Origin of the sequence: Kribbella aluminosa, assembly GCF_017876295.1 — a bacterium.
Lineage (GTDB): Bacteria > Actinomycetota > Actinomycetes > Propionibacteriales > Kribbellaceae > Kribbella > Kribbella aluminosa.
This window is the reverse complement of record NZ_JAGINT010000001.1, coordinates 857508-876188: the sequence shown is the minus strand read 5'-3', so window position 1 is coordinate 876188 and position 18681 is coordinate 857508. Positions and strand designations below refer to the sequence as shown.

Annotated in this window: 19 protein-coding genes; 3 read left to right on the top strand and 16 right to left on the bottom strand. The window is 70.7% G+C overall.

Translation table 11 applies throughout. The features are described 5' to 3' along the window. Together JOF29_RS04330 and JOF29_RS04325 are read left to right on the top strand one after the other, a co-directional pair. Positions 1-1449, top strand: coding sequence for a hypothetical protein (locus JOF29_RS04330; RefSeq protein ID WP_209692937.1), 1449 nt, complete (start codon positions 1-3; stop codon positions 1447-1449). A 60-nt stretch (positions 1450-1509) separates the two neighbouring features. Next, positions 1510-2418: a TIGR03086 family metal-binding protein gene (locus JOF29_RS04325; RefSeq protein WP_209692935.1), complete on the top strand. Its 909-nt coding sequence runs from the start codon at positions 1510-1512 to the stop codon at positions 2416-2418. A gap of 26 nt (positions 2419-2444) precedes the next feature. Here JOF29_RS04325 and JOF29_RS04320 read toward each other — a convergent pair whose 3' ends face one another. From JOF29_RS04320 to groES, 9 genes are all read right to left on the bottom strand, one after another. Next, entirely contained in the window at positions 2445-2843 is a 399-nt protein-coding gene (locus JOF29_RS04320) for a hypothetical protein (RefSeq protein ID WP_209692934.1), read from the bottom strand. 109 nt (positions 2844-2952) lie between these two features. Further along, on the bottom strand, positions 2953-3669 hold the full coding sequence (locus JOF29_RS04315) for an acyl-CoA thioester hydrolase/BAAT C-terminal domain-containing protein (protein WP_209692932.1): 717 nt from the start codon (positions 3667-3669) through the stop codon (positions 2953-2955). Next, on the bottom strand, positions 3666-4772 hold the full coding sequence (locus JOF29_RS04310) for a GuaB3 family IMP dehydrogenase-related protein (RefSeq protein ID WP_209692930.1): 1107 nt from the start codon (positions 4770-4772) through the stop codon (positions 3666-3668). The genes JOF29_RS04315 and JOF29_RS04310 overlap by 4 nt, the downstream gene beginning before the upstream one ends. Before the next feature lie 32 nt (positions 4773-4804). Then, positions 4805-6316 carry an IMP dehydrogenase gene (gene guaB / locus JOF29_RS04305; protein WP_209692928.1) on the bottom strand — a complete coding sequence of 504 codons (1512 nt, stop codon included), beginning with the start codon at positions 6314-6316 and terminating at the stop codon, positions 4805-4807. A 130-nt stretch (positions 6317-6446) separates the two neighbouring features. Continuing rightward, positions 6447-7961 (bottom strand): hypothetical protein, encoded by a 1515-nt coding sequence (locus JOF29_RS04300; RefSeq protein WP_209692926.1) that lies wholly within the window; start codon positions 7959-7961, stop codon positions 6447-6449. Then, positions 7954-8577 carry an RNA polymerase sigma factor ShbA gene (shbA, locus tag JOF29_RS04295; protein ID WP_209692924.1) on the bottom strand — a complete coding sequence of 208 codons (624 nt, stop codon included), beginning with the start codon at positions 8575-8577 and terminating at the stop codon, positions 7954-7956. The genes JOF29_RS04300 and shbA overlap by 8 nt, the downstream gene beginning before the upstream one ends. Before the next feature lie 280 nt (positions 8578-8857). Next, positions 8858-9406 carry a GNAT family N-acetyltransferase gene (locus tag JOF29_RS04290; RefSeq protein ID WP_307863140.1) on the bottom strand — a complete coding sequence of 183 codons (549 nt, stop codon included), beginning with the start codon at positions 9404-9406 and terminating at the stop codon, positions 8858-8860. Between the two features lie 231 nt (positions 9407-9637). Next, a complete protein-coding gene (gene groL / locus JOF29_RS04285; protein ID WP_209692922.1) occupies positions 9638-11251 on the bottom strand; it encodes a chaperonin GroEL in 1614 nt (537 codons plus the stop codon). Between the two features lie 151 nt (positions 11252-11402). Then, the gene (gene groES, locus JOF29_RS04280) at positions 11403-11699 is read right to left on the bottom strand and encodes a co-chaperone GroES (protein ID WP_130384566.1); all 297 of its coding nucleotides are present in this window, start codon (positions 11697-11699) and stop codon (positions 11403-11405) included. 215 nt (positions 11700-11914) lie between these two features. Between groES and JOF29_RS04275 the strand changes: the two genes are divergently transcribed. After that, the gene (locus JOF29_RS04275; RefSeq protein ID WP_209692920.1) at positions 11915-13075 is read left to right on the top strand and encodes a class I SAM-dependent methyltransferase; all 1161 of its coding nucleotides are present in this window, start codon (positions 11915-11917) and stop codon (positions 13073-13075) included. 211 nt (positions 13076-13286) lie between these two features. Here JOF29_RS04275 and JOF29_RS04270 read toward each other — a convergent pair whose 3' ends face one another. Genes JOF29_RS04270 through JOF29_RS04240 form a run of 7 tightly spaced genes read right to left on the bottom strand, consistent with a single transcriptional unit; the run spans position 13287 to position 18678 of the window. Next, positions 13287-14000 (bottom strand): alpha/beta fold hydrolase, encoded by a 714-nt coding sequence (locus tag JOF29_RS04270; protein WP_209692918.1) that lies wholly within the window; start codon positions 13998-14000, stop codon positions 13287-13289. Next, positions 13997-14443 carry a GNAT family N-acetyltransferase gene (locus JOF29_RS04265; protein ID WP_209692916.1) on the bottom strand — a complete coding sequence of 149 codons (447 nt, stop codon included), beginning with the start codon at positions 14441-14443 and terminating at the stop codon, positions 13997-13999. The genes JOF29_RS04270 and JOF29_RS04265 overlap by 4 nt, the downstream gene beginning before the upstream one ends. Continuing rightward, positions 14440-15486: a tRNA (adenosine(37)-N6)-threonylcarbamoyltransferase complex transferase subunit TsaD gene (gene tsaD, locus JOF29_RS04260; protein ID WP_209692914.1), complete on the bottom strand. Its 1047-nt coding sequence runs from the start codon at positions 15484-15486 to the stop codon at positions 14440-14442. Before tsaD ends, JOF29_RS04265 begins: the two co-directional genes overlap by 4 nt. Next, a complete protein-coding gene (locus JOF29_RS04255; RefSeq protein ID WP_209692913.1) occupies positions 15483-15935 on the bottom strand; it encodes a GNAT family N-acetyltransferase in 453 nt (150 codons plus the stop codon). Before JOF29_RS04255 ends, tsaD begins: the two co-directional genes overlap by 4 nt. Continuing rightward, positions 15932-16591 (bottom strand): tRNA (adenosine(37)-N6)-threonylcarbamoyltransferase complex dimerization subunit type 1 TsaB, encoded by a 660-nt coding sequence (gene tsaB / locus JOF29_RS04250; RefSeq protein WP_209692911.1) that lies wholly within the window; start codon positions 16589-16591, stop codon positions 15932-15934. The genes JOF29_RS04255 and tsaB overlap by 4 nt, the downstream gene beginning before the upstream one ends. Before the next feature lies 1 nt (position 16592). Continuing rightward, positions 16593-17519: a tRNA (adenosine(37)-N6)-threonylcarbamoyltransferase complex ATPase subunit type 1 TsaE gene (gene tsaE, locus JOF29_RS04245; RefSeq protein ID WP_209692909.1), complete on the bottom strand. Its 927-nt coding sequence runs from the start codon at positions 17517-17519 to the stop codon at positions 16593-16595. Positions 17520-17559: 40 nt separating this feature from the next. Then, positions 17560-18678 carry an alpha/beta fold hydrolase gene (locus tag JOF29_RS04240; protein ID WP_209692905.1) on the bottom strand — a complete coding sequence of 373 codons (1119 nt, stop codon included), beginning with the start codon at positions 18676-18678 and terminating at the stop codon, positions 17560-17562. Between the last annotated feature and the right edge of the window lie 3 nt (positions 18679-18681).

Genomic DNA, 18681 nt, shown 5'->3' with positions numbered 1-18681 from the left:
ATGGTGGACAGCGGGGGGCTCTGGACGCCTCCTGAGGACGAGCTCAGTGAGGCGCTGCAGACAGCCCAGGTGCTGATCGAGGAAGGCCGGGCCGACGAGGCCGGACCGTACCAGCAGCGGGTCATCGAGCTGGCGAGGGAACGCGCCGAGGCGCGCCCGAACCACTACGAGGCCAAGCACCTGATGGCCGCGACGCAGTACGAGCTGGCCGGCTCGCTCAACGCCTCCGGCCGGCACGAGGAGGCACTGACCGCGCTGCACGAGGCGCAACTCGGGTACACCGAGCTCCAGGACGCGGGCGTCCTCGACGCCACCTGCTTCCTCGCGGACGTCCGCGCCCGGCGCGCGATGACGCAGGCGCACCGCGGTCACGGAGCAACCGCCGTACTGGAGATCGACGGGGCGGTGATCGCGTACGGCCGGCTGGTCGGCGGCGAGGACGGGCTGAAGCATCAGCCGGACTTCGCCCGCGTACTGGCGATGAACGCGCTGATCCTGCGACGGTACGGCGACCCCGCGCTGGCGGTCGCGTCCGCGGACGCCGCGACGCAGCTGTTCCTGCAGCTCGCGGACCAGATCAACGAGAGCCCGCAGTCGCTGTCGTACGCCCGCTACCTGTGTACGGCGACCGCCGTGTCCGCCGATGTCCACGCCGCCGAGGGGCGGATGGATCTCGCGCTCGAGGCGGACGAGATCGGGCTGACCACGGCCGACACGCTCGCCGACTCGGAGTCGACGACGGACATGCGCACCCTGGTCGCGGCCCTGGTTCGCAAGGGCAAGCACCTCGGCAGCGTCGGCCGCCTGGAGGGTGAGGCGTGCCTGCGGACGGCGTACGACACCGACCCCGAGACGGCGACCCGGGTGGTCGAGGAGCTCGACCGCGGGCTGCCGTTGACGCTGGTTGCCGCGCTGGAGAACGCGGAGCTCAAACTCGGGCCGTTCGAGCAGTACCACCGGCTGGTGGCGCTGAGCGAGCCCGCGCCCGGGATGACGCTGGCGACCGTGTCGGGCCGGACGGACCCGGAGTCGGCGGCGCTCCGCGCGACCGAGCTCGCCGAGCTCGTGCAGCCGTTGCTGACGCAGGACGGGGACGCCGCGCTGACGCTCGGTCTGGAAGCGCACTACCTGTTCGCGGTCTCGTCGGAGCGCGAGTCCCACCGGATGCGGTTCCAGACCGCGACGTACGTACCGATCTGGGCGCAGCTGCTGCTGGACATCTCCGAGGCGTACTTCCAGGCCGGCCGGACCGAGATCGCGCTCGACCTCGGCGGCTGGTGCGCGGAGGTCGCGACCGCGCTGATCCCGTACGCCGACGACAACGAGACGATGAAGGACCTGGCCGGCGCCTGCTACCGGCACCACGGCAACCTGCTCGCCGCGACCGGTGACGTGGCCGCGTCGCACCACGCCCACGAGGCCGCGGAACAACTCCAGCTCGGCCGTTGACAGGTCCCGCTGCTTGACGCGCTGTGTCGCGCGGCGGACGCTGACGCTGGGGGTACGGACATGGATGTCGTGGAGTTGCACAACCGCGCGGTCGCGAACTTCGCGGAACTGGTCTCAGGGGTGGCGGCCGATCGGTGGCCGGCGCCGACGCCGTGCCCGGACTGGGACGTCCGGGCGCTGGTGAACCACGTCGTCGGCGAGGAGCGCTGGACGCCGCCGCTGATGGCGGGCAAGACGATCGCCGAGGTCGGGGACGGCCTCGACGGCGATCTGCTCGGGGAGGATCCGGCCGCCGCGGCGTCGGCCGCGGCCCGGGAGGCGGAGGTCGCGGCGACCTGGTCGATCGACAAGGTGCACCTGTCGTACGGCGACGAGGATCCGCGGGAGTACCTGCGGCAGCTCGCGGCGGATCACCTGATCCACGGGTGGGACCTCGCCGTCGCGATCGGCGTACCGCCGCGGCTCGACGCGGAGCTCGTGGCGGAAGTCGGGGCGTGGTTCGCCGATCGGGAGGAGCTCTACCGGTCCGGCGGGATGATCGGCGGGCATCTCGCGGGATTCACCGATCCGGCCGACAGGTTGCTCGCGGCCTTTGGGCGCGATCCGCGGTGGACTCCGGCGCTGTCCGTGGTCGAGCGGTTCGGGAGTGCGTTCGGCGCGGGGGACCTGGACACGGTGATGTCGCTCGTCACCGATGACGTCGTGTTCGAGTCCACGTCACCCGCCCCGGATGGCGGGCGCTTCGAGGGCGCGGACGCCGTACGGGCGGAGTGGGCCAAGCTGTTCGCGGTTACCGCCGAGCCGCGCTTCGACGCCGAGGAAACCGTGGTGCTCGGCGATCGGGCCGTGGTCCGGTGGCGGTACTCGTGGGCCGAGCCTTCCGGTGCCCGCGGGCACGTCCGCGGCGTCGACGTACTGCGCCTGCGGGACGGCAGGGTCGCGGAGAAGGCGTCGTACGTGAAGGGTTAGGTCCTGTCTGGATTACCAGACAGGGCCTAGTCGGTGGGCTCGGCGCGGAGGACGCCGACGAACAGGCCGGCTTCGGCTTCGGTCATGCCGGTCTCGGAGACCACCAGGGCGGTCGCCTGGTGGAGTTCGCCGGCCGCCTTCAGGGCGCGGGCGCGTTCGGCGAGGTTGGTGTTCGGGCGGCGGACCACCGGGGTCCCGGTCGTCGGCGGCACGTACCGCCCGAGCCGGATCTCGTCCACCAGCTCCTTCGCGTGCACCAGTCCGAGACCGGTCCGCTCACGGACCAGCTTGACCGCGTTCACCAGCTTCTTCGTGGTGATCAGGAACCGCACCTGGTCGACATCGTCCGGGGACAGCCGCGCCCGCCCTACGGCAAGGGCAACGTTGTCCGTGTCCTGGCTGCTTCGTCGGCTGAACCATCCCATGCCGCAATCCTTCCAGAACCCACAAAACCGCGAGCGCCACCAGCAAGTCGCCCAGCATGCGGGCACTTCTCGCCTCGCGGCGAGCACCCAGTCCGCCCAGGCCGGCCCGTCAGCTCCCGGCAAGCACCCGCAGCACCTCCGCCCAGGCCAGTGCGCCGAGTTCCCGGTCCGCGGCCTCCACCCCACCGCGTGCCATCCGCTGCCCGGCGGTCTTCGGCTCCTCGCCCGGCAGTACGGCGCGATGCCCGGCCGCGGCGACCGTGACGACGTGGGTCGGGCGGTCGCCGCGCCGCCGGACGATCTCGTCCGCGAACTCGACCGCGGGCCACACCTGGTCGTCGCCACCGGCAACCAGCAGGACCTCGCCGCGGATCCGCTCCACGGGGATCCGCATCTGCTCCGTCGCAACCCGCAGGCTCTGCCGGTACAGCCCGGTGAAGCTCGGCGGGTCGGTGCCGGGCTGCCAGTCCCGGTCGAACGGCACGAACGGCAGCGGCTCGCCCCGCCACGTCCATGCGGACCGTTGGCTGCCGTCGGCCACGTTCCGGCCCCAGACGTACGCGCTCGGGGCGAACGCGATCACCGACTCGACCCGCTCGTCGAGTGCACCGAGCAGCAGCGCCGCCTCCGCACCCCACGAGCTGCCCATCACGATCAGCCGATCGTGGTGCGCCAACTCGTCCAGCGGGAACGACTCCAGCGGCACCTCGTACGTCACCGGCCACTGCGGCACGACCACGTCGTACCCCTCGGCCTCGAGCAGGCGAGCACGCTCAAGGTCCGGCGTACCGCTCGAACCGTGCAGGAGCAGTACGCCCTCACTCAACCGACGACTACCTCGACTCGCTGGAACTCCTTGAGCTCCGTGTAGCCCGTGGTGGCCATGGCGCGCTTGAGGGCGCCGACCAGGTTCATCGTGCCGTCCGGGACCCAGGACGGGCCGAACAGGATCTGCTCCATCGTGCCGGTGACGCCGACCTCGACCCGCTCGCCGCGGGGCAGGTCCTGGTGCCAGGCCTCGGCGCCCCAGTGGTACCCGCCGCCGGGGGCGTCGCTCGCGCGGGCCAGCGGCGAACCAACCATCACCGCGTCCGCCCCGCAGGCGATCGCCTTGGCCACGTCACCGGAGCGCCCGACCGAACCGTCCGCGATGACGTGCACGTACCGCCCGCCGGACTCGTCCATGTAGTCCCGCCGCGCCGCCGCCACGTCGGCCACCGCGGACGCCATCGGCACCGCGACACCGAGCACCTTGCGGGTCGTGTGTGCGGCGCCGCCGCCGAAGCCGACCAGCACGCCGGCCGCACCGGTGCGCATCAGGTGCAGCGCAGCCTGGTGGGTCGCGCAGCCACCGACGATCACCGGGACGTCGAGATCGTAGATGAACTGCTTCAGGTTCAGCGGCTCCGCCTGGCCGGACACGTGCTCGGCGGACACCGTCGTACCGCGGATGACGAACAGGTCGACGCCCGCGTCCACGACATGCTTCGCGAACTGCTTGGTGCGCTGCGGCGACAGCGCTCCCGCCACGGTCACCCCCGAGGCGCGGATCTCCTGCACGCGCTGCGAGATCAGCTCGGGCTTGATCGGCGCCGAGTAGATCTCCTGCAGCCGGTGCGTCGCCTGCTGCGCGTCCAGCTCGGTGATCTCGGCGAGCAGGTCCGACGGGTCCTCGTAGCGCGTCCACAGCCCCTCGAGGTTGAGGACGCCGAGCCCGCCGGCCTTCCCGATCGCGATCGCGGTCCGCGGCGACATCACCGAGTCCATCGGCGCCGCCAGGATCGGCAGCTCGAACCGGTACGCGTCGATCTGCCAGGCGACCGAAACCTCCTCAGGATCCCGCGTCCGCCGCGACGGCACGATCGCAATGTCGTCGAACGCGTACGCCTGCCGCCCCCGCTTGGCACGGCCGATCTCGATCTCGGTCATCTGGTGATTCCTTCGGTCAGGCAGTCGGGCGGTCAGCGGCCGGAGTAGTTCGGGGCCTCGACTGTCATTTGGATGTCGTGGGGGTGGGATTCCTGCAGGCCGGCGGAGGTGATGCGGACGAAGCGGCCGTTGTCCTGGAGCTCCGGGACGGTGCGGGCGCCGGTGTACCACATCGACTGGCGGAGGCCGCCGATCAGCTGGTGGGCGACCGCGGACAGCGGGCCGCGGTACGGCACCTGGCCCTCGACGCCCTCGGCGATCAGCTTCTCGTCGGAGGAGCCGTCGTGCTGGAAGTAGCGGTCCTTCGAGTACGACTTGCGGAGGCCGCCGGACGACATCGCGCCGAGCGAACCCATCCCGCGGTACGCCTTGAACTGCTTGCCGTTGATGAACACCAGGTCGCCGGGCGACTCCTCGCAGCCGGCCAGCAGCGAGCCGAGCATGACGGTGTCCGCGCCCGCGACCAGGGCCTTCGCGATGTCGCCCGAGTACTGCAGGCCGCCGTCGCCGATCACCGGGACACCGGCCGGCTTGCAGGCCAGCGACGCCTCGTAGATCGCGGTCACCTGTGGTACGCCGACACCGGACACGACGCGCGTCGTACAGATCGAGCCCGGTCCGACGCCGACCTTGACACCGTCCGCGCCCGCGTCGACCAGCGCCTGGGCACCCATCCGGGTGCCGACGTTGCCGCCGACGACGTCCACGCCGCGGGTCGCCGGGTCGGCCTTGAGCTTGCGGATGATCTCGATCTGCGCCTTCGAGTGCCCGTGCGCGGTGTCCACGACCAGCACGTCGACGCCGGCCTCGACCAGTGTCATGGCGCGCTTGTACGCCTCGCCGAAGAAGCCGATCGCGGCGCCGACCATCAGCCGGCCGGAGGCGTCCTTGGTGGACAGCGGGAACTTGTCGCGCTTGACGAAGTCCTTGAGCGTGATCAGGCCGGTGAGCTTGCCGGCCTCGTCGACCAGCGGCAGCTTCTCCACCTTGTGCTTGCTGAGCAGCGCCATCGCGTCGTCCGCGGCGATGCCCTGCTTGCCGGTGATCAGCGGCTGCCTGGTCATCACCTCGCGGACCGGCCGGGACAGGTCGGTCTCGAAGCGCATGTCGCGGTTGGTGACGATGCCGACCAGGACGCCGGCGTCGTCCACCACCGGGACGCCGGAGATCCGGTACTGCGCACAGAGCGCGTCGGCCTCGCCGATGCTCGCCTCCGGGCCGATCGTGATCGGCTGCGCGATCATCCCGGACTCGGAGCGCTTGACCAGATCGACCTGCTGGGCCTGGTCCTCGATCGAGAGGTTGCGGTGCAGGACGCCGAGGCCGCCCTGCCGGGCCATGGCGATCGCCATCCGGGCCTCGGTCACGGTGTCCATCGCGCTCGACACCAGCGGGATGTTCACCCAGACGTTGCGGCTCACCCGAGACCGGGTGATCGCCTCGGACGGGATGACGTCGGACTCGTTCGGCTGCAGCAGTACGTCGTCGAAGGTGAGGCCGAGGACGGCGAACTTGTCGGGAACTCCAGCGGGGGTGATGTCCATGGGGAAAACGTGCACCTTTGTACGGCGAGAACGGAACCCCATCCTATCCGCGCCGCAACAGAGCCCCGAATCCGCCGTCCACAGGCCACCGCCCGCCACGATTCGCGGCGGGCGGTCGGCGAGCGGCCGGTTACTTGTTCTCGAGCAGCGGCGTGTTCACGATGCCGAGGATCGTCAGCAGCACGGTCTCGTCGGTGGAGCCGTGCGTCTGGGCGATCGCGGCGTGCTTGCCCTCGGGATAGTCACCGGTGGAGTGCTTGCCCTTGGCGTAGGCCTTCCGGACCGAGCCGGTGCTGACCTTGCCGCTGGAGTGCTTCGCGGCCTTGGTCCCGGCGGCCGACTTGGCCTTCGCCCTGCCCTTCGCGGTCTTCGCAGGCGCGGGCTTGCCGGCGGCCGCCGACTTGGCGGTCGCGTCCGACTGGCCGAAGTACTGCTGGGCGCTGTCCAGCGTGGGCGGCTGGCCGGTCGGCGTCGGCAGTACGTCGACGGGCACGGCGCCGAGCGTGATGTCGAGCACGTCGCCGAGCACGTTCGGGACTGTCGTCGCGCCGTCACCCGGGGTGGTCGTCCCGGTCCCGGTCGAACCTGTCCCGGTGGAGCCGGTGCCGCCCGTACCGCTCGTGTCACCGGCCGGCGGCGTGGTGGTCCCGGTGCCGCCGCTGGTCCCGGTCCCGCCGGTCGTGCCGGTGCCGTCCGTCGCGCCGGCCGCGGGCTGACCCGTGCCGGAGTCGCCGGTCGGCGCGGTGGTCGGGTCCGTCGTACCCGTGCCGCCGGTGCCGGTGGACCCGTTGTCCACGTTCGCCGGTGGCGTCGTGGTGGTGGTGTCCGTCGGGGTCGGCGTCGGCGTACCGGTGGTGTCGGTCGGTGTCGACGGCGGATCCGTCGGCGTACCGGTCGGTTTGTCCGTCGGCGTACCGGTCGGCTCGCTGGTCGGCGTGTCGGTCTTGGTGTCCGACGGCGTCGTCGTCTTGGTCCCGGACGGCTCCGGCGTGGTCTTGATGCCGCCGTTGTCGGTGACCAGGTCCTGCGGCTTCTGCTGCTCAGGCGGCAGCGGAATCACCATCGGCTTCTCCACCAGCGGCAACGGCGGAAGCGTGACGTTGCCCCGCGCCTGCGGGGTGTCGTTGCCGGAGTTGTCGCCGGTCCCGTTCGAGCCGGCGTGCTCCACCCTGACCTTGGCCTGGAAGTCCTTGCCGACCTTGACGATCTTCTGCCGGTCCATTACTGGCAGGCCGTCCAGGTCCTGCTTCGGGAAGCTGGTCTGCGGGCGGACCGCGTCGACCATCTTCTCGATGACCTTCTCGTACGGCGACAACGGGTCCCCGGTGACCGCCGCGGCCACCCCGGACACCGACAGCGCGGCCACCGCGGCGACACCGAACACCAGACCCCGGGTGGCCACCTTGCGGGCCAGCGGGTCGGTGATCGGGTTCAGCGCGGCGCAACGCGCCAGGAAGCTCTCCGGGTCGTCGATGGTCTCCACGGGGAGCTCGTCCTCGACCTCCACGGCCAGCCGCAGTTCGGCCAGCAGCGCGACGGCCGGGTCGTCCGCACCCGCGGCACGGGCCGTCTCCCCACCAGCGGCAAGCAGATCGAGCAGCGCGTCATCGGCCTCGATCGCGTCCAGGTTGAACCGGTCAGCCATGATGCCCCTCCCCTGCTCTTCCTCGTTCCAGCTGTGTTTCATGCCCCACAAACCCCCTGAGCGCGATCAACGCCCGATGCTGTGCGACCCTCACCGCCCCCGGTGTCATTCCCAGTGCCCGGCCGGTCTCCTCGGCTGACATCCCCGCAACGACGCGCAGACGGAGGATCTCGCGCAGCTTCACCGGCAACCGGTCCAGCAGGCCGATGGCATGCTGGATCTCCGAGTGCCGGACCGCACGCTCCTCAGGCGTCGGTGACTCGTCCGCGCCGTCCGGCAGGTCCGGCGTCGAAACGTCGGCGACCGCGAACGCGCGCTGGGCATCGGCGACCTTGCGGGCGGCGATGCCGTAGACGAAAGCCTCGAAAGGCCTCCCCTCGTCGCGGTACCGGCCCAGCGCGCCGAATACCGCGACACAAACCTCTTGAGCGACGTCGTCGACCATGTCGGCGCCGCCCGGATAGGTCCACAGACGGGACCGTACGTAACGGTGCGCCACAGCGCGCACCCTGGTCAGCAGGTCATTGAGAGCTGTACGGTCCCCGTCGCCGGCCAGCGCGGCAAGATCCCTGAGCTCGACCCGGTCGTGGGTGTCAGGCACTTTGACCTCTGTCACCCCTCGCCCCCTCGTGATTTCAGACCGGTCAGCCTGGAAGATGCTACGGCCCTCATCTCTGGTTGCCTAGTGTCAACTCAAGGTCAAGCCCTTGTTTTGATCACAATCTGTCACTACTGGCGGGTTGGCTACCTCACCGCGGGCTGCGTCGCGGTAATGCGGGTGCTGACGGCGTACGAGGTGGAGATGTCGCCGGCACGCAGTCCGGGGCCGTGGTGGCCGGCGACGACGACGTCACGTCCGCCCGATCTCCGCGATCCGGTTCCCGGTCAGCCGAGCGTCACGCGCGGGACCCGGGTGCGCTGAAGCGGATCAGTTCGGTGGCGTGTACGCCGCCCCAGTCGATCGGAGTGCGGCCCGTCTCGGTCCAGCCGGCCCGGCGGTACAGGCGTTCGGCGGCGCCGCGGTTGTCCACGACCTCCAGCGACAGCTCCCGCCCGAGCCCGGCGGCCACGGTCACACAATGGTCGAGCAGCTGCCGCCCGGTCCCCCGCCCGGTCGCCGCCGGATCCACGAACAACCGCTCCACCTCGGCCCGCCGGGCCCCGCCCATCCCCACACCGGCCCGCTCGTCCCCGCCCAGCTCCACGCCGGCCCGCTCGTCCCCGCCCATCCCCACGCCGGCCGGCTCGTCCACGCCCGTCAGCACGACATGCCCGACAACCCGCTCGCCGTCCACCGCGACCCAACATCCCAGCGCGGCCTCCGGCGTCAGCCACAGCCCCGGATCCGCGGGCCAGTTGACCGGATACCCGGCTTGTTCGTGCACAGCACGCAACAGTTCGACACACACCGACAGGTCCTCGTCACGCCGCTCACGAATCAGCACCCGCCCATTCCACCAGACGCCGACCGACCCGCCGCCAACGGCGGCTGACGACAAGCACCGGGGTCTGGAAACAGGTTATTGCCTGTCTCCAGACACCATTACCTGTCTCCGGACCCCAGCCGCGGCGGCCTACCCGCCCGCCAACAGGTCGCCGTACAGCAGAGCACCGCCCGGCAGCGGGGCTGCCGGGCGGTGCTGTGTGTGCTGTGCTGTCGAACTACGACCTGAGGATCAGTGGCCGTGACCGTGGCCGGCCGCCGGGGCTTCCTCTTCCTCGGGCTTGTCGACCACCAGTGTCTCGGTGGTCAGCAGGAGCGCCGCGATCGAGCCGGCGTTGGCGAGCGCGGACCGGGTCACCTTGACCGGGTCCAGCACGCCCTGGGCCAGCAGGTCGCCGTACTCGCCGGTGGCGGCGTTGAACCCGCTGCCGACCTCCAGCTCCGCGACCTTGGCGGTCACGACGTAGCCCTCGTAGCCACCGTTCTCGGCGATCCAGCGCAGCGGCTCGACGATCGCCTTGCGGACGATCCGGACGCCGGCGAGCTCGTCACCGTCGAGGTCCAGGCCGTTGTCCAGCACGGTGGCCGCGTGCACGAGGGCGGAGCCGCCGCCGGCGACGATGCCCTCCTCGATCGCGGCCCGGGTCGCGGACACCGCGTCCTCGATCCGGTGCTTCTTCTCCTTCAGCTCGACCTCGGTGGCCGCGCCGACCTTGATCACGCAGACGCCACCGGCCAGCTTGGCCAGCCGCTCCTGCAGCTTCTCGCGGTCCCAGTCGGAGTCGGTGCGCTCGATCTCGGACTTGATCTGGCTGACCCGGCCCTCGATGTCCTCGGCCTTGCCGGAACCCTCGACGACGGTCGTGTTGTCCTTCGAGACCACGATCCGGCGAGCCGAACCGAGCACCTCGAGGCCGACCTGGTCGAGCTTCAGCCCGACCTCGGGGGCGACGACCTGCGCGCCGGTGAGCGCGGCCAGGTCCTCCAGCATCGCCTTGCGGCGGTCACCGAAGCCCGGCGCCTTGACGGCGACCGAGGTGAAGTTGCCACGGATCTTGTTGACCACCAGGGTCGACAGGGCCTCGGCCTCGACGTCCTCGGCGATGATCAGCAGCGTCTTGCCGGACTGCACGACCTTCTCCAGCAGCGGCAGCAGGTCCGCGATCGCGGAGATCTTGCCCTGGTGGATCAGGATGTACGGGTCCTCCAGCACCGCTTCGCCGGCCTCGGCGTCGGTGATGAAGTACGGCGAGATGTAGCCCTTGTCGAACTGCATACCCTCGGTGAACTCGAGCTCGGTACCGAAGGTGTTCGACTCCTCGACGGTGATCACACCGTCCTTGCCGACCTTGTCGAACGCGTCCGCGATCAGGGCGCCGATCTCGGCGTCCCGGGCGGAGATGGTCGCGACGTGGGCCATGTCGCCCTTGTCGTCGACCGGACGCGCGGTCTCGACCAGCTTGGCCGACACGGCCTCGACGGCCGCCTCGATGCCGCGCTTCAGGCCCATCGGGTTGACGCCCGCGGCGACCGCGCGCAGGCCCTCGTGCACCAGCGCCTGCGCCAGCACCGTCGCGGTGGTGGTGCCGTCACCGGCGATGTCGTTGGTCTTGGTGGCGACCTCCTTGGCCAACTGCGCGCCAAGGTTCTCGAACGGGTCGTCCAGCTCGACCTCACGGGCGACGGTGACACCGTCGTTGGTGATGGTCGGGGCGCCCCACTTCTTGTCCAGGACGACGTAGCGGCCCTTCGGGCCCAGCGTCACCTTCACCGTGTTCGCGAGCTTGTCGACGCCACGCTCCAGCGCGCGCCGCGCGTGCTCGTCGAACTCGAGGATCTTCGGCATGAAGAAAACCAGTCCTTTTCCGTATGTCTCGTTGCAGGCTCGAGCCCTGTGTCCAACTCCCCCGCCCCACCACCCCGATCGGGTGCCGGACCCACTCCGCCCCGGCGCCAGAGGCCCCGGGGCGGTGTCAGTCAGGAACAGCGGGCGTTCGTCACTTGCTGACGACTGCGAGGATGTCGCGGGCGCCCAGGATCAGGTAGTCCTGACCGTCGTACTTGACCTCGGTGCCGCCGTACTTGGAGTAGATGACCTTGTCGCCGACAGCGACGTCCAGCGGGACGCGGTTTCCGTTGTCGTCGATCCGGCCCGGGCCGACGGCGAGGATCTCGCCCTCCTGCGGCTTCTCCTTGGCGGTGTCCGGGATCACCAGGCCGGACTTCGTGGTCTGCTCGGCTTCGAGCGGCGCGACGAGGACACGGTCCTCGAGCGGCTTGATCGTGACCGACACTTGCTGACCTCCACGGTCGAATTCGCTTGTCTGTGGCATGTGGTCGCGCTCCCCTGCCGTCGCGGGGGTCAGAGGCCGGACCGCTGGCACCCTCCCACGGAGAGTGCCAACACCGAATCTAGGCCGCGATTAGCACTCGGTCAACTCGAGTGCCAAACGAATCTCAGTCTGAGGCATAACCCGCAGTCGGAGCAGGTCCCTCTAGAGTTGCCGGAGTGACTGTTTCTGCGTTGCTCGACGGGCCGGGCGGTGAGGTACTGGCCGCCGCGTGCGCCGAGTTCCGCCCCGGCGGCGAGCTGCAACTGGTGGAGAAGCTCAGACGCCGGTACGACGCGGCACTTGTCACGGCTGCGGTCACCCAAGCCGCCCTGCGCCGCCGTGCCGTCGCCAAGTTCGGCCCCGATGCGGAACGCATGTACTTCACACCGGACGGCTTGGAGCAGGCCACCCGCACCACGGTGGGCACCCACCGCGCCGAACGCCTGGCAACAGCTGTGCCCGGCGCCACAGTCGTCGATCTGGGATGCGGTATCGGCGGCGACCTCATCACCGCCGCGCGCGCCGGACTACGAGTCACCGGCGTAGAACGCGACCCGGAGACAGCAGCCACCGCCCGCGCCAACCTGGCCGCGCTGGACCTGCCAGGCGACGTACTGGTGGGCGACGCCGAGTCCACCGACCCCACGCCGTACGACGTGATCTTCGCGGACCCCGCGCGACGTGCTGACGGGCGGCGCGTGTTCGACCACAACGCCTACTCGCCGCCGTGGTCGTTCGTGACCGGCCTGCTGGAGCGGACCGCGTGCGTGAAGGTCGCGCCCGGCATCCCGCACGACGCGATCCCGGACGGCGTGGAGGCCGAGTGGATCAGTGACGCCGGCGAGGTGAAGGAGGCCGCACTCTGGTCCGGCGAGCTGTACGGCGGTACGCCGCGCCGCGCGACGCTCCTACCGGGCGGTGCGACCGTCACGCACGCACCGGAGGCGGACGCGGGTCCGGTCGGGCAGTACATCTACGAACCCGACGGCGCCGTCGTCCGGGCCGGCCTGGTCACCGCGGTGGCCGCCGCCGTCGACGGGTGGCTGCTGGATCCGCGCATCGCCTACGTCACGGCACCGCAGTACGTCGGCACTCCGCTCGCGTCGGCGTACGAAGTCCTGGAAGAGCTGCCCTACAAGGAGAAGGCCCTCCGTGCGTGGGTCCGTGGTCAGGGCATCGGCACGCTGGAGATCAAGAAGCGCGGCGTCGATCTGGACCCGGCCCACCTGCGGAAGAAGCTCGCGCCGAAGGGGTCCGCGGCGGCGACGCTGATCGTCACACGCATCGGCCGCGACGCGGTCGCATACTCCTGCCGCAGGGTCAGCACCACCTGGTAGGCAACACTTGCGCTTGAGCTACATTCGAACATATGATCGACCCTGCGTGCGGGTCTCCGGGCGACTTGCCGACGGACGAGGTGCTGCGTCCGTTGCTGCGCTCCCCGGAGACCCGCCACTAAACCGTCACCGCACGTTCATCTGCGTTGGTCAGGCTGGGACCGGAACCGGTTGGCCGCTGACCGTTCGCCTGGGGAGCAAGCGGTGCGCCTCACCCCCAGGCCTCTGCCCGAAACCGCTCCTTCACCGGCAGCCGGAAGCGGGTGGTCGCGATCTCGGCCACGGCCGACACCACCTGCGCGCCCGCCGCCGGCAGGTGCTCGTCGCCGCCTCCGGTCGCGTCGCCGCGGACGAACTCGGTCACCAGGCGGTTCCAGTCCTTCGGGCGTTTCAGCATCGCGTGGCCTTCGCCGGCCAGCGCGTACGTCGTCACCAGCACGCCGGCCGCTCGCAGACGGGCCGCGTACGCCGCCGTGGCCGCCGGATCGGTCATCGTGTCGTCGGCGCCGTGGACGAAGGTGACGGGTGGGCGGAGCGCGACGAGGGGCTCGCCGGGTGGGAGCCACGGCGCCAGCGCGAGTACTCCCGCCACCCGTGGATGGTCGCCGACGGCAACCACCGCGCGGCCGCCCATCGAGTGCCCGATCAGCAACACCCGCTCGTACGGCAGTTCGTCCAGGACCGCGCGCAGGTCGACGGCCGGGTCGCCGGCGTCGTTCCAGCCCCGGAAGCGGTAGCGGGCGAACCCGATCGCGGCGTCCGGTGCGGCCCACCGCGCCGCCATGGCGAACGGCCACATGCGGAGCAGCGCCGGGCGCCACAGGTGTGGGTCGGCCTTCGAGCGTTCCTCGCCGCCGTGCGCCAGCAGCACGAGCTCAGTCGCCCCCGCCGGGTGCCGGACGAGGTCGACACCCGGACGCCTCACGGCTGCGCGTAGAGCTCGGCCGACTTCTTACGGATCGCCATCATCCGGCCGGGCGGCGTCTCGGTGAAGCCGTACGAGCGGTACAGCTCGTGTGCGTCGGCAGTCGCCAGCAGGATCTGCCGCAGGCCCTTCAGGTCCGGATGCTCCAGCAGCGTCGACACGACGAACCGCCCGAGCCCGTGGCCGCGGTGGGACTCCAGGACGAACACATCGGCCAGCCACGCGAACGTGGCCCGGTCCGTCACCATCCTCGCGTACCCGACCATCGCGCCGGTCGCGTCGTACACCCCGAGATTCAGAGAGCCCGCGATCGCGCGCTCCACCACCTCGCGCGGGATCCCCTCCGCCCAGTACGACGTACTCAGGAATCCCTGGACGACGGCGGGGTCGATGCGCTCGGCGTCGTCGTCGGCCTCGAAACCCTCCGGCCCGGTCCACTTCATCTGTTGAGTACCTCCGTGATCGGCATCGACGAGTCGGCGGGAAGGTCCAGCGGCGACGGAGCACGGCCGGCGCGGACGAGTTCGGAGCCGAGGGCGGCGACCATCGCGCCGTTGTCCGTGCACAGGCCGGGGCGCGGCACCCGGACGGTGATCCCGGCCGCGGCCGCGCGTTCCTCGGCCATCGCCCGGAGCCGCGAGTTCGCCGCGACGCCGCCGCCGATCAGCAGGTGCTCGAACCCGCGGTCCTTGCAGGCGTCGATCGCCTTCCGCGTCAGTACGTCGCAGACCGCCTCCTGGAAGGCCGCGGCGACGTGGTTCACCGGTACGTCCTCGCCGTCGCGCCGCTTGGCCTCGACCCAGCGCGCGACCGCGGTCTTCAACCCGGAGAACGAGAAGTCGAACCGGTGCCGCTCGAGGTCGCGCTGGGACGTCAGCCCGCGCGGGAACCGCACGTACAGCCGGTCGCCGTCCCGCGCCGCCTTGTCGATCCACGGACCACCCGGGAACGGCAGCCCGAGCACGCGCGCGACCTTGTCGAACGCCTCGCCCGCGGCGTCGTCGATGGTGCTGCCCATCGGTACGACGCCGTCGGTAATGTCATGGACCGCGAGCAGTGCGGAATGCCCGCCGGAGACGAGCATCGCGACGCAGCCCTTCGGCAGCTCGCCGTGCTCCAGCGTGTCCACGGCGACGTGCGCGGCCAGGTGGTTGACGCCGTAGATCGGCTTGTCCAGCGAGAGCGCGAGGCCCTTCGCGGCGGCGACGCCGACCAGCAGCGCGCCGGCCAGACCGGGTCCGCTGGTCACGGCGACCGCGTCCACGTCGGCCGGTGTGATCCCGGCCGTCTCGCAGGCGCGGCGGATCGTCGGCACCATCGCCTCGAGATGCGCACGACTGGCCACCTCGGGTACGACGCCGCCGAACCGGGCATGCTCCTCGACGCTGGACGCGACCGCATCCGCGAGCAACGTCCGCCCCCGCACGATCCCGACCCCGGTCTCGTCGCACGACGTCTCGATCCCGAGGATCAGAGGCTCGTTCATTGTTCCTCCCGCCACCGCATGATCACCGCATCCTCGCCACCCGCGTAGTATCCGCGCCGCCGGCTGATCTCCTCGAACCCGAACCCGGCGTACAGCCCGATCGCCGACTCGTTGCCCGCAGCAACTTCCAGGAGTACGGTCCGGCCGGCACACCGTCCCAGGGCGATCGTCAGCAACTGCCCACCGACACCCGTACGCCGCTCCGCCGGCGCCACCGCGATCCGCAGTACCTCGACCACATCCTCGACCACCGGAGGCAGCAGCAGTACGACGTACCCGGCAACAACCGAGTCCTCGTCCGCAACCAGCACCACCCGGTCCTCGGACAACCGCTCGAACTCGTCCGCCCAGGCCACCTCGCCCCACGCGCCCGACCCGAAGCACACCTCGTCCAGCGCCACGAGCGCCGGCAGGTCGTCGGCGACAGCCGCCCGGACAGCTGGTCTCACAGGACGCTCTTCGGCCCGCTGGACATGGTCACATCCGGCCGCCGCAGGTACAGCGGCTCCGGCGCCACGACCTCGAGGGTGCGAGTGGCCACGCCGGTCGCCAGTACCTCGGCCGACGGGTACTCCAGGACATCGTCACCCGGCACGCCCAGCACCTCGCCGTACAGCACCGCACCACGCCCGATCACGGGCAGCCCGGACAGTACGTGGGCCACCTCGGCAGGCTTGTCCACCGCCGGTCCCTCCAGCCGTCGACGACTCCCGTCCGCGGCCGGACCGTCGTACAGCGCCCAGTAGATCTCCTTGCGCCGCGCATCCGTGGCGACCGCGACCGGCAGCGTCAACGCCGACTGCCGCGCAAGAATGTCGAGACTGCACACCCCGGCAACCGAGATCCCGAGTACTTCGCCCATCGTCCGCGCGGTCACCAACCCGACCCGCAGCCCCGTGAACGGACCAGGACCGACGCCCACCGCGATCCCGGTCAGATCGCGCGGCGTCACGCCGGCACTCTCCAACGCAGCCGCGATGGCAGGCGCAAGCAGCTCGCCGTGACGCAACGCGTCCACGGTCGTCGACGACTCGACGATCTCCCCGTCCGGCGTGGCCAGCGCAACGGTGACAGCAGCACTCGAGGTGTCGAAGGCAAGCAACATGTCAGTTCTTCTCCAAGGCAGACACCCGTACGCCGGAGGCCGCCCAGCGCGGGCCCACCGGGGTGATCCGGAGCGAGCGGGTCTCGTCGGAGTCGTCGTCGCCGCGCGTCACCACGATGTCGAGCCGGTCGGGCGCCAGCCCTTCGGCCAGCCCGTGACCCCACTCGACCACCGTGACCGCGTCCTCCAGGCTCGCGTCCAGGTCGAGATCGTCCAGCTCCGCGAACCCGCCGACCCGGTACGCGTCCACATGCACCAGTGCCGGACCGCCGACGAGCGACGGATGCACCCGCGAGATCACGAACGTCGGCGACGTGATCGCACCCCGGACCTTCAACCCGGCGCCGAGACCCTGCGTGAACGTGGTCTTCCCGGCGCCGAGATCGCCGGACAGCACGAGTACGTCGCCTGCGCGCAGCTGGCCCGCCAGCTCCTCGCCGATCGCCTGCATGTCGTCGGCGGTCGGCACCGTCAGCTCGACCGGCATCGCCTTCGCGTAGATCAGGTTGTGCGCCTGCCGGTCGACGACGGAGTACCCCCGGCGGCGCCAGAACTCCACGGTGTCCGGCAGCTCGATGCGCGCGATCAGATTCACCCGGCTCAGACCACGCCGTACGGCGACCTCCTCGGCGCAGCCGACCATCGCGGACGCGACGCCGCGGGACTGGTTCCGCGGGTCGACCGAGACGCGGCGCAGGTTCAGGACGTCGCCGGTCTGCTCGAACAGCATCGCCCCGGCCGGAGTCCCGTCGGTCAGCACCAGCAGGCCGCCGTGCCGCTCGATCGCCGCGGTCACCGTGGCGACGTTCTCGGACAGCTGCGTCGACGGCGGGTCGAGCACCCGGCGCGCGGCGAACGCGTGGTGGATCACCGCGACGATCGCCGCGGCGTGCTCGGGAGTCGCGTCCACGACGCGCAGGTCGGTCATGCAGTCATCTCGGGGGTCATCTCGCAGGGTTCAGGCAAATTCAGGACGGTGCCAGGGACTGTTCGGCTCGCTCGATCATCCCAAGCAGCGCCGCGGTGAACTCACGGTGGTGCTCGATCAGGCCCAGGTGCCCGCAGTTCTGCACCTCGACCAGCTCGGCGCCGGGCACCCGGCGGACGATCTCCTCGGCGTGCGAGAACGGCGTCAGCTGGTCCTTGTCGCCGCCGATCACCACGCACTCGACCTTCTGCAGCGGCTCCAGGGCGTCGAACTTGTCGTGCAGCGCGAAGATCGGGTAGAAGTCCGCGATCACCTCGATCGGCGTCGCCGCGATCATCTCGTTCGCGAACTCGGTGAACGCCGGCGGCACCTCGGAACCGAACGCGTACTTCCGGGTCAGCAGGTAGATCAGGTCCGACCCGGCCTTCCGGCTGTGCTCGACCACCTCCGGGATCCGGGCCAGCGCGGCCACCGCCGGGTTCGCCAGCGTCCGGGCCAGCATGCCGGCCTTGCCCGGGAACACGATCGGCACCTGGTCCAGACCGCCCGCGCTGGTCGAGCAGAGCCCGACACCGATCACCCGGTCGCCGAACAGCTCCGGGTGCTGCTCGGCGAGCGCCATGATCGTCATGCCGCCCATCGAGTGCCCGACCAGGACCACCGGACCGGTCGGCGCGAACCGCTCGATGATCCCGTACAGGTCCTTGCCGAGCTGGTCGATGCTGACGCCTTCCTTCGGCGACCGGCCGGACCGCCCGTGCGAGCGCTGGTCGTAGAACACCATCGTGCCGATCCCGGCCAGATCGCGGCGCTCGAAGTGCCAGAGGTCCAGGTTCAGCCCGTAGCCGTGGACGAAGATCACCGTCAGGTCCTCGGGCGGCACGGGAAGCTTCCGGCCCAGTCTCCGCTTCGGCGGCGGGGCCGGCCGGCGGGACCGCTTCAGCTCGTCCACCTCGACGTACAGCTCGACGCCGTCGTCGGCGGTGAAGATGTACGGCGTGCCCCGCTGCGTGCCGAACGGCTCCGCCGCCAGCTGTTTGCGCAGCCCGGAGCGGCGGCCGATCACCTGGCGCTCGACCGCGACCCCGGCCGCGGCACCCGCGGCCAGCACTCCGACCGCGGCCCCGATCAGACCAGCAGTCCGCCCTGCTCTGGACATGCT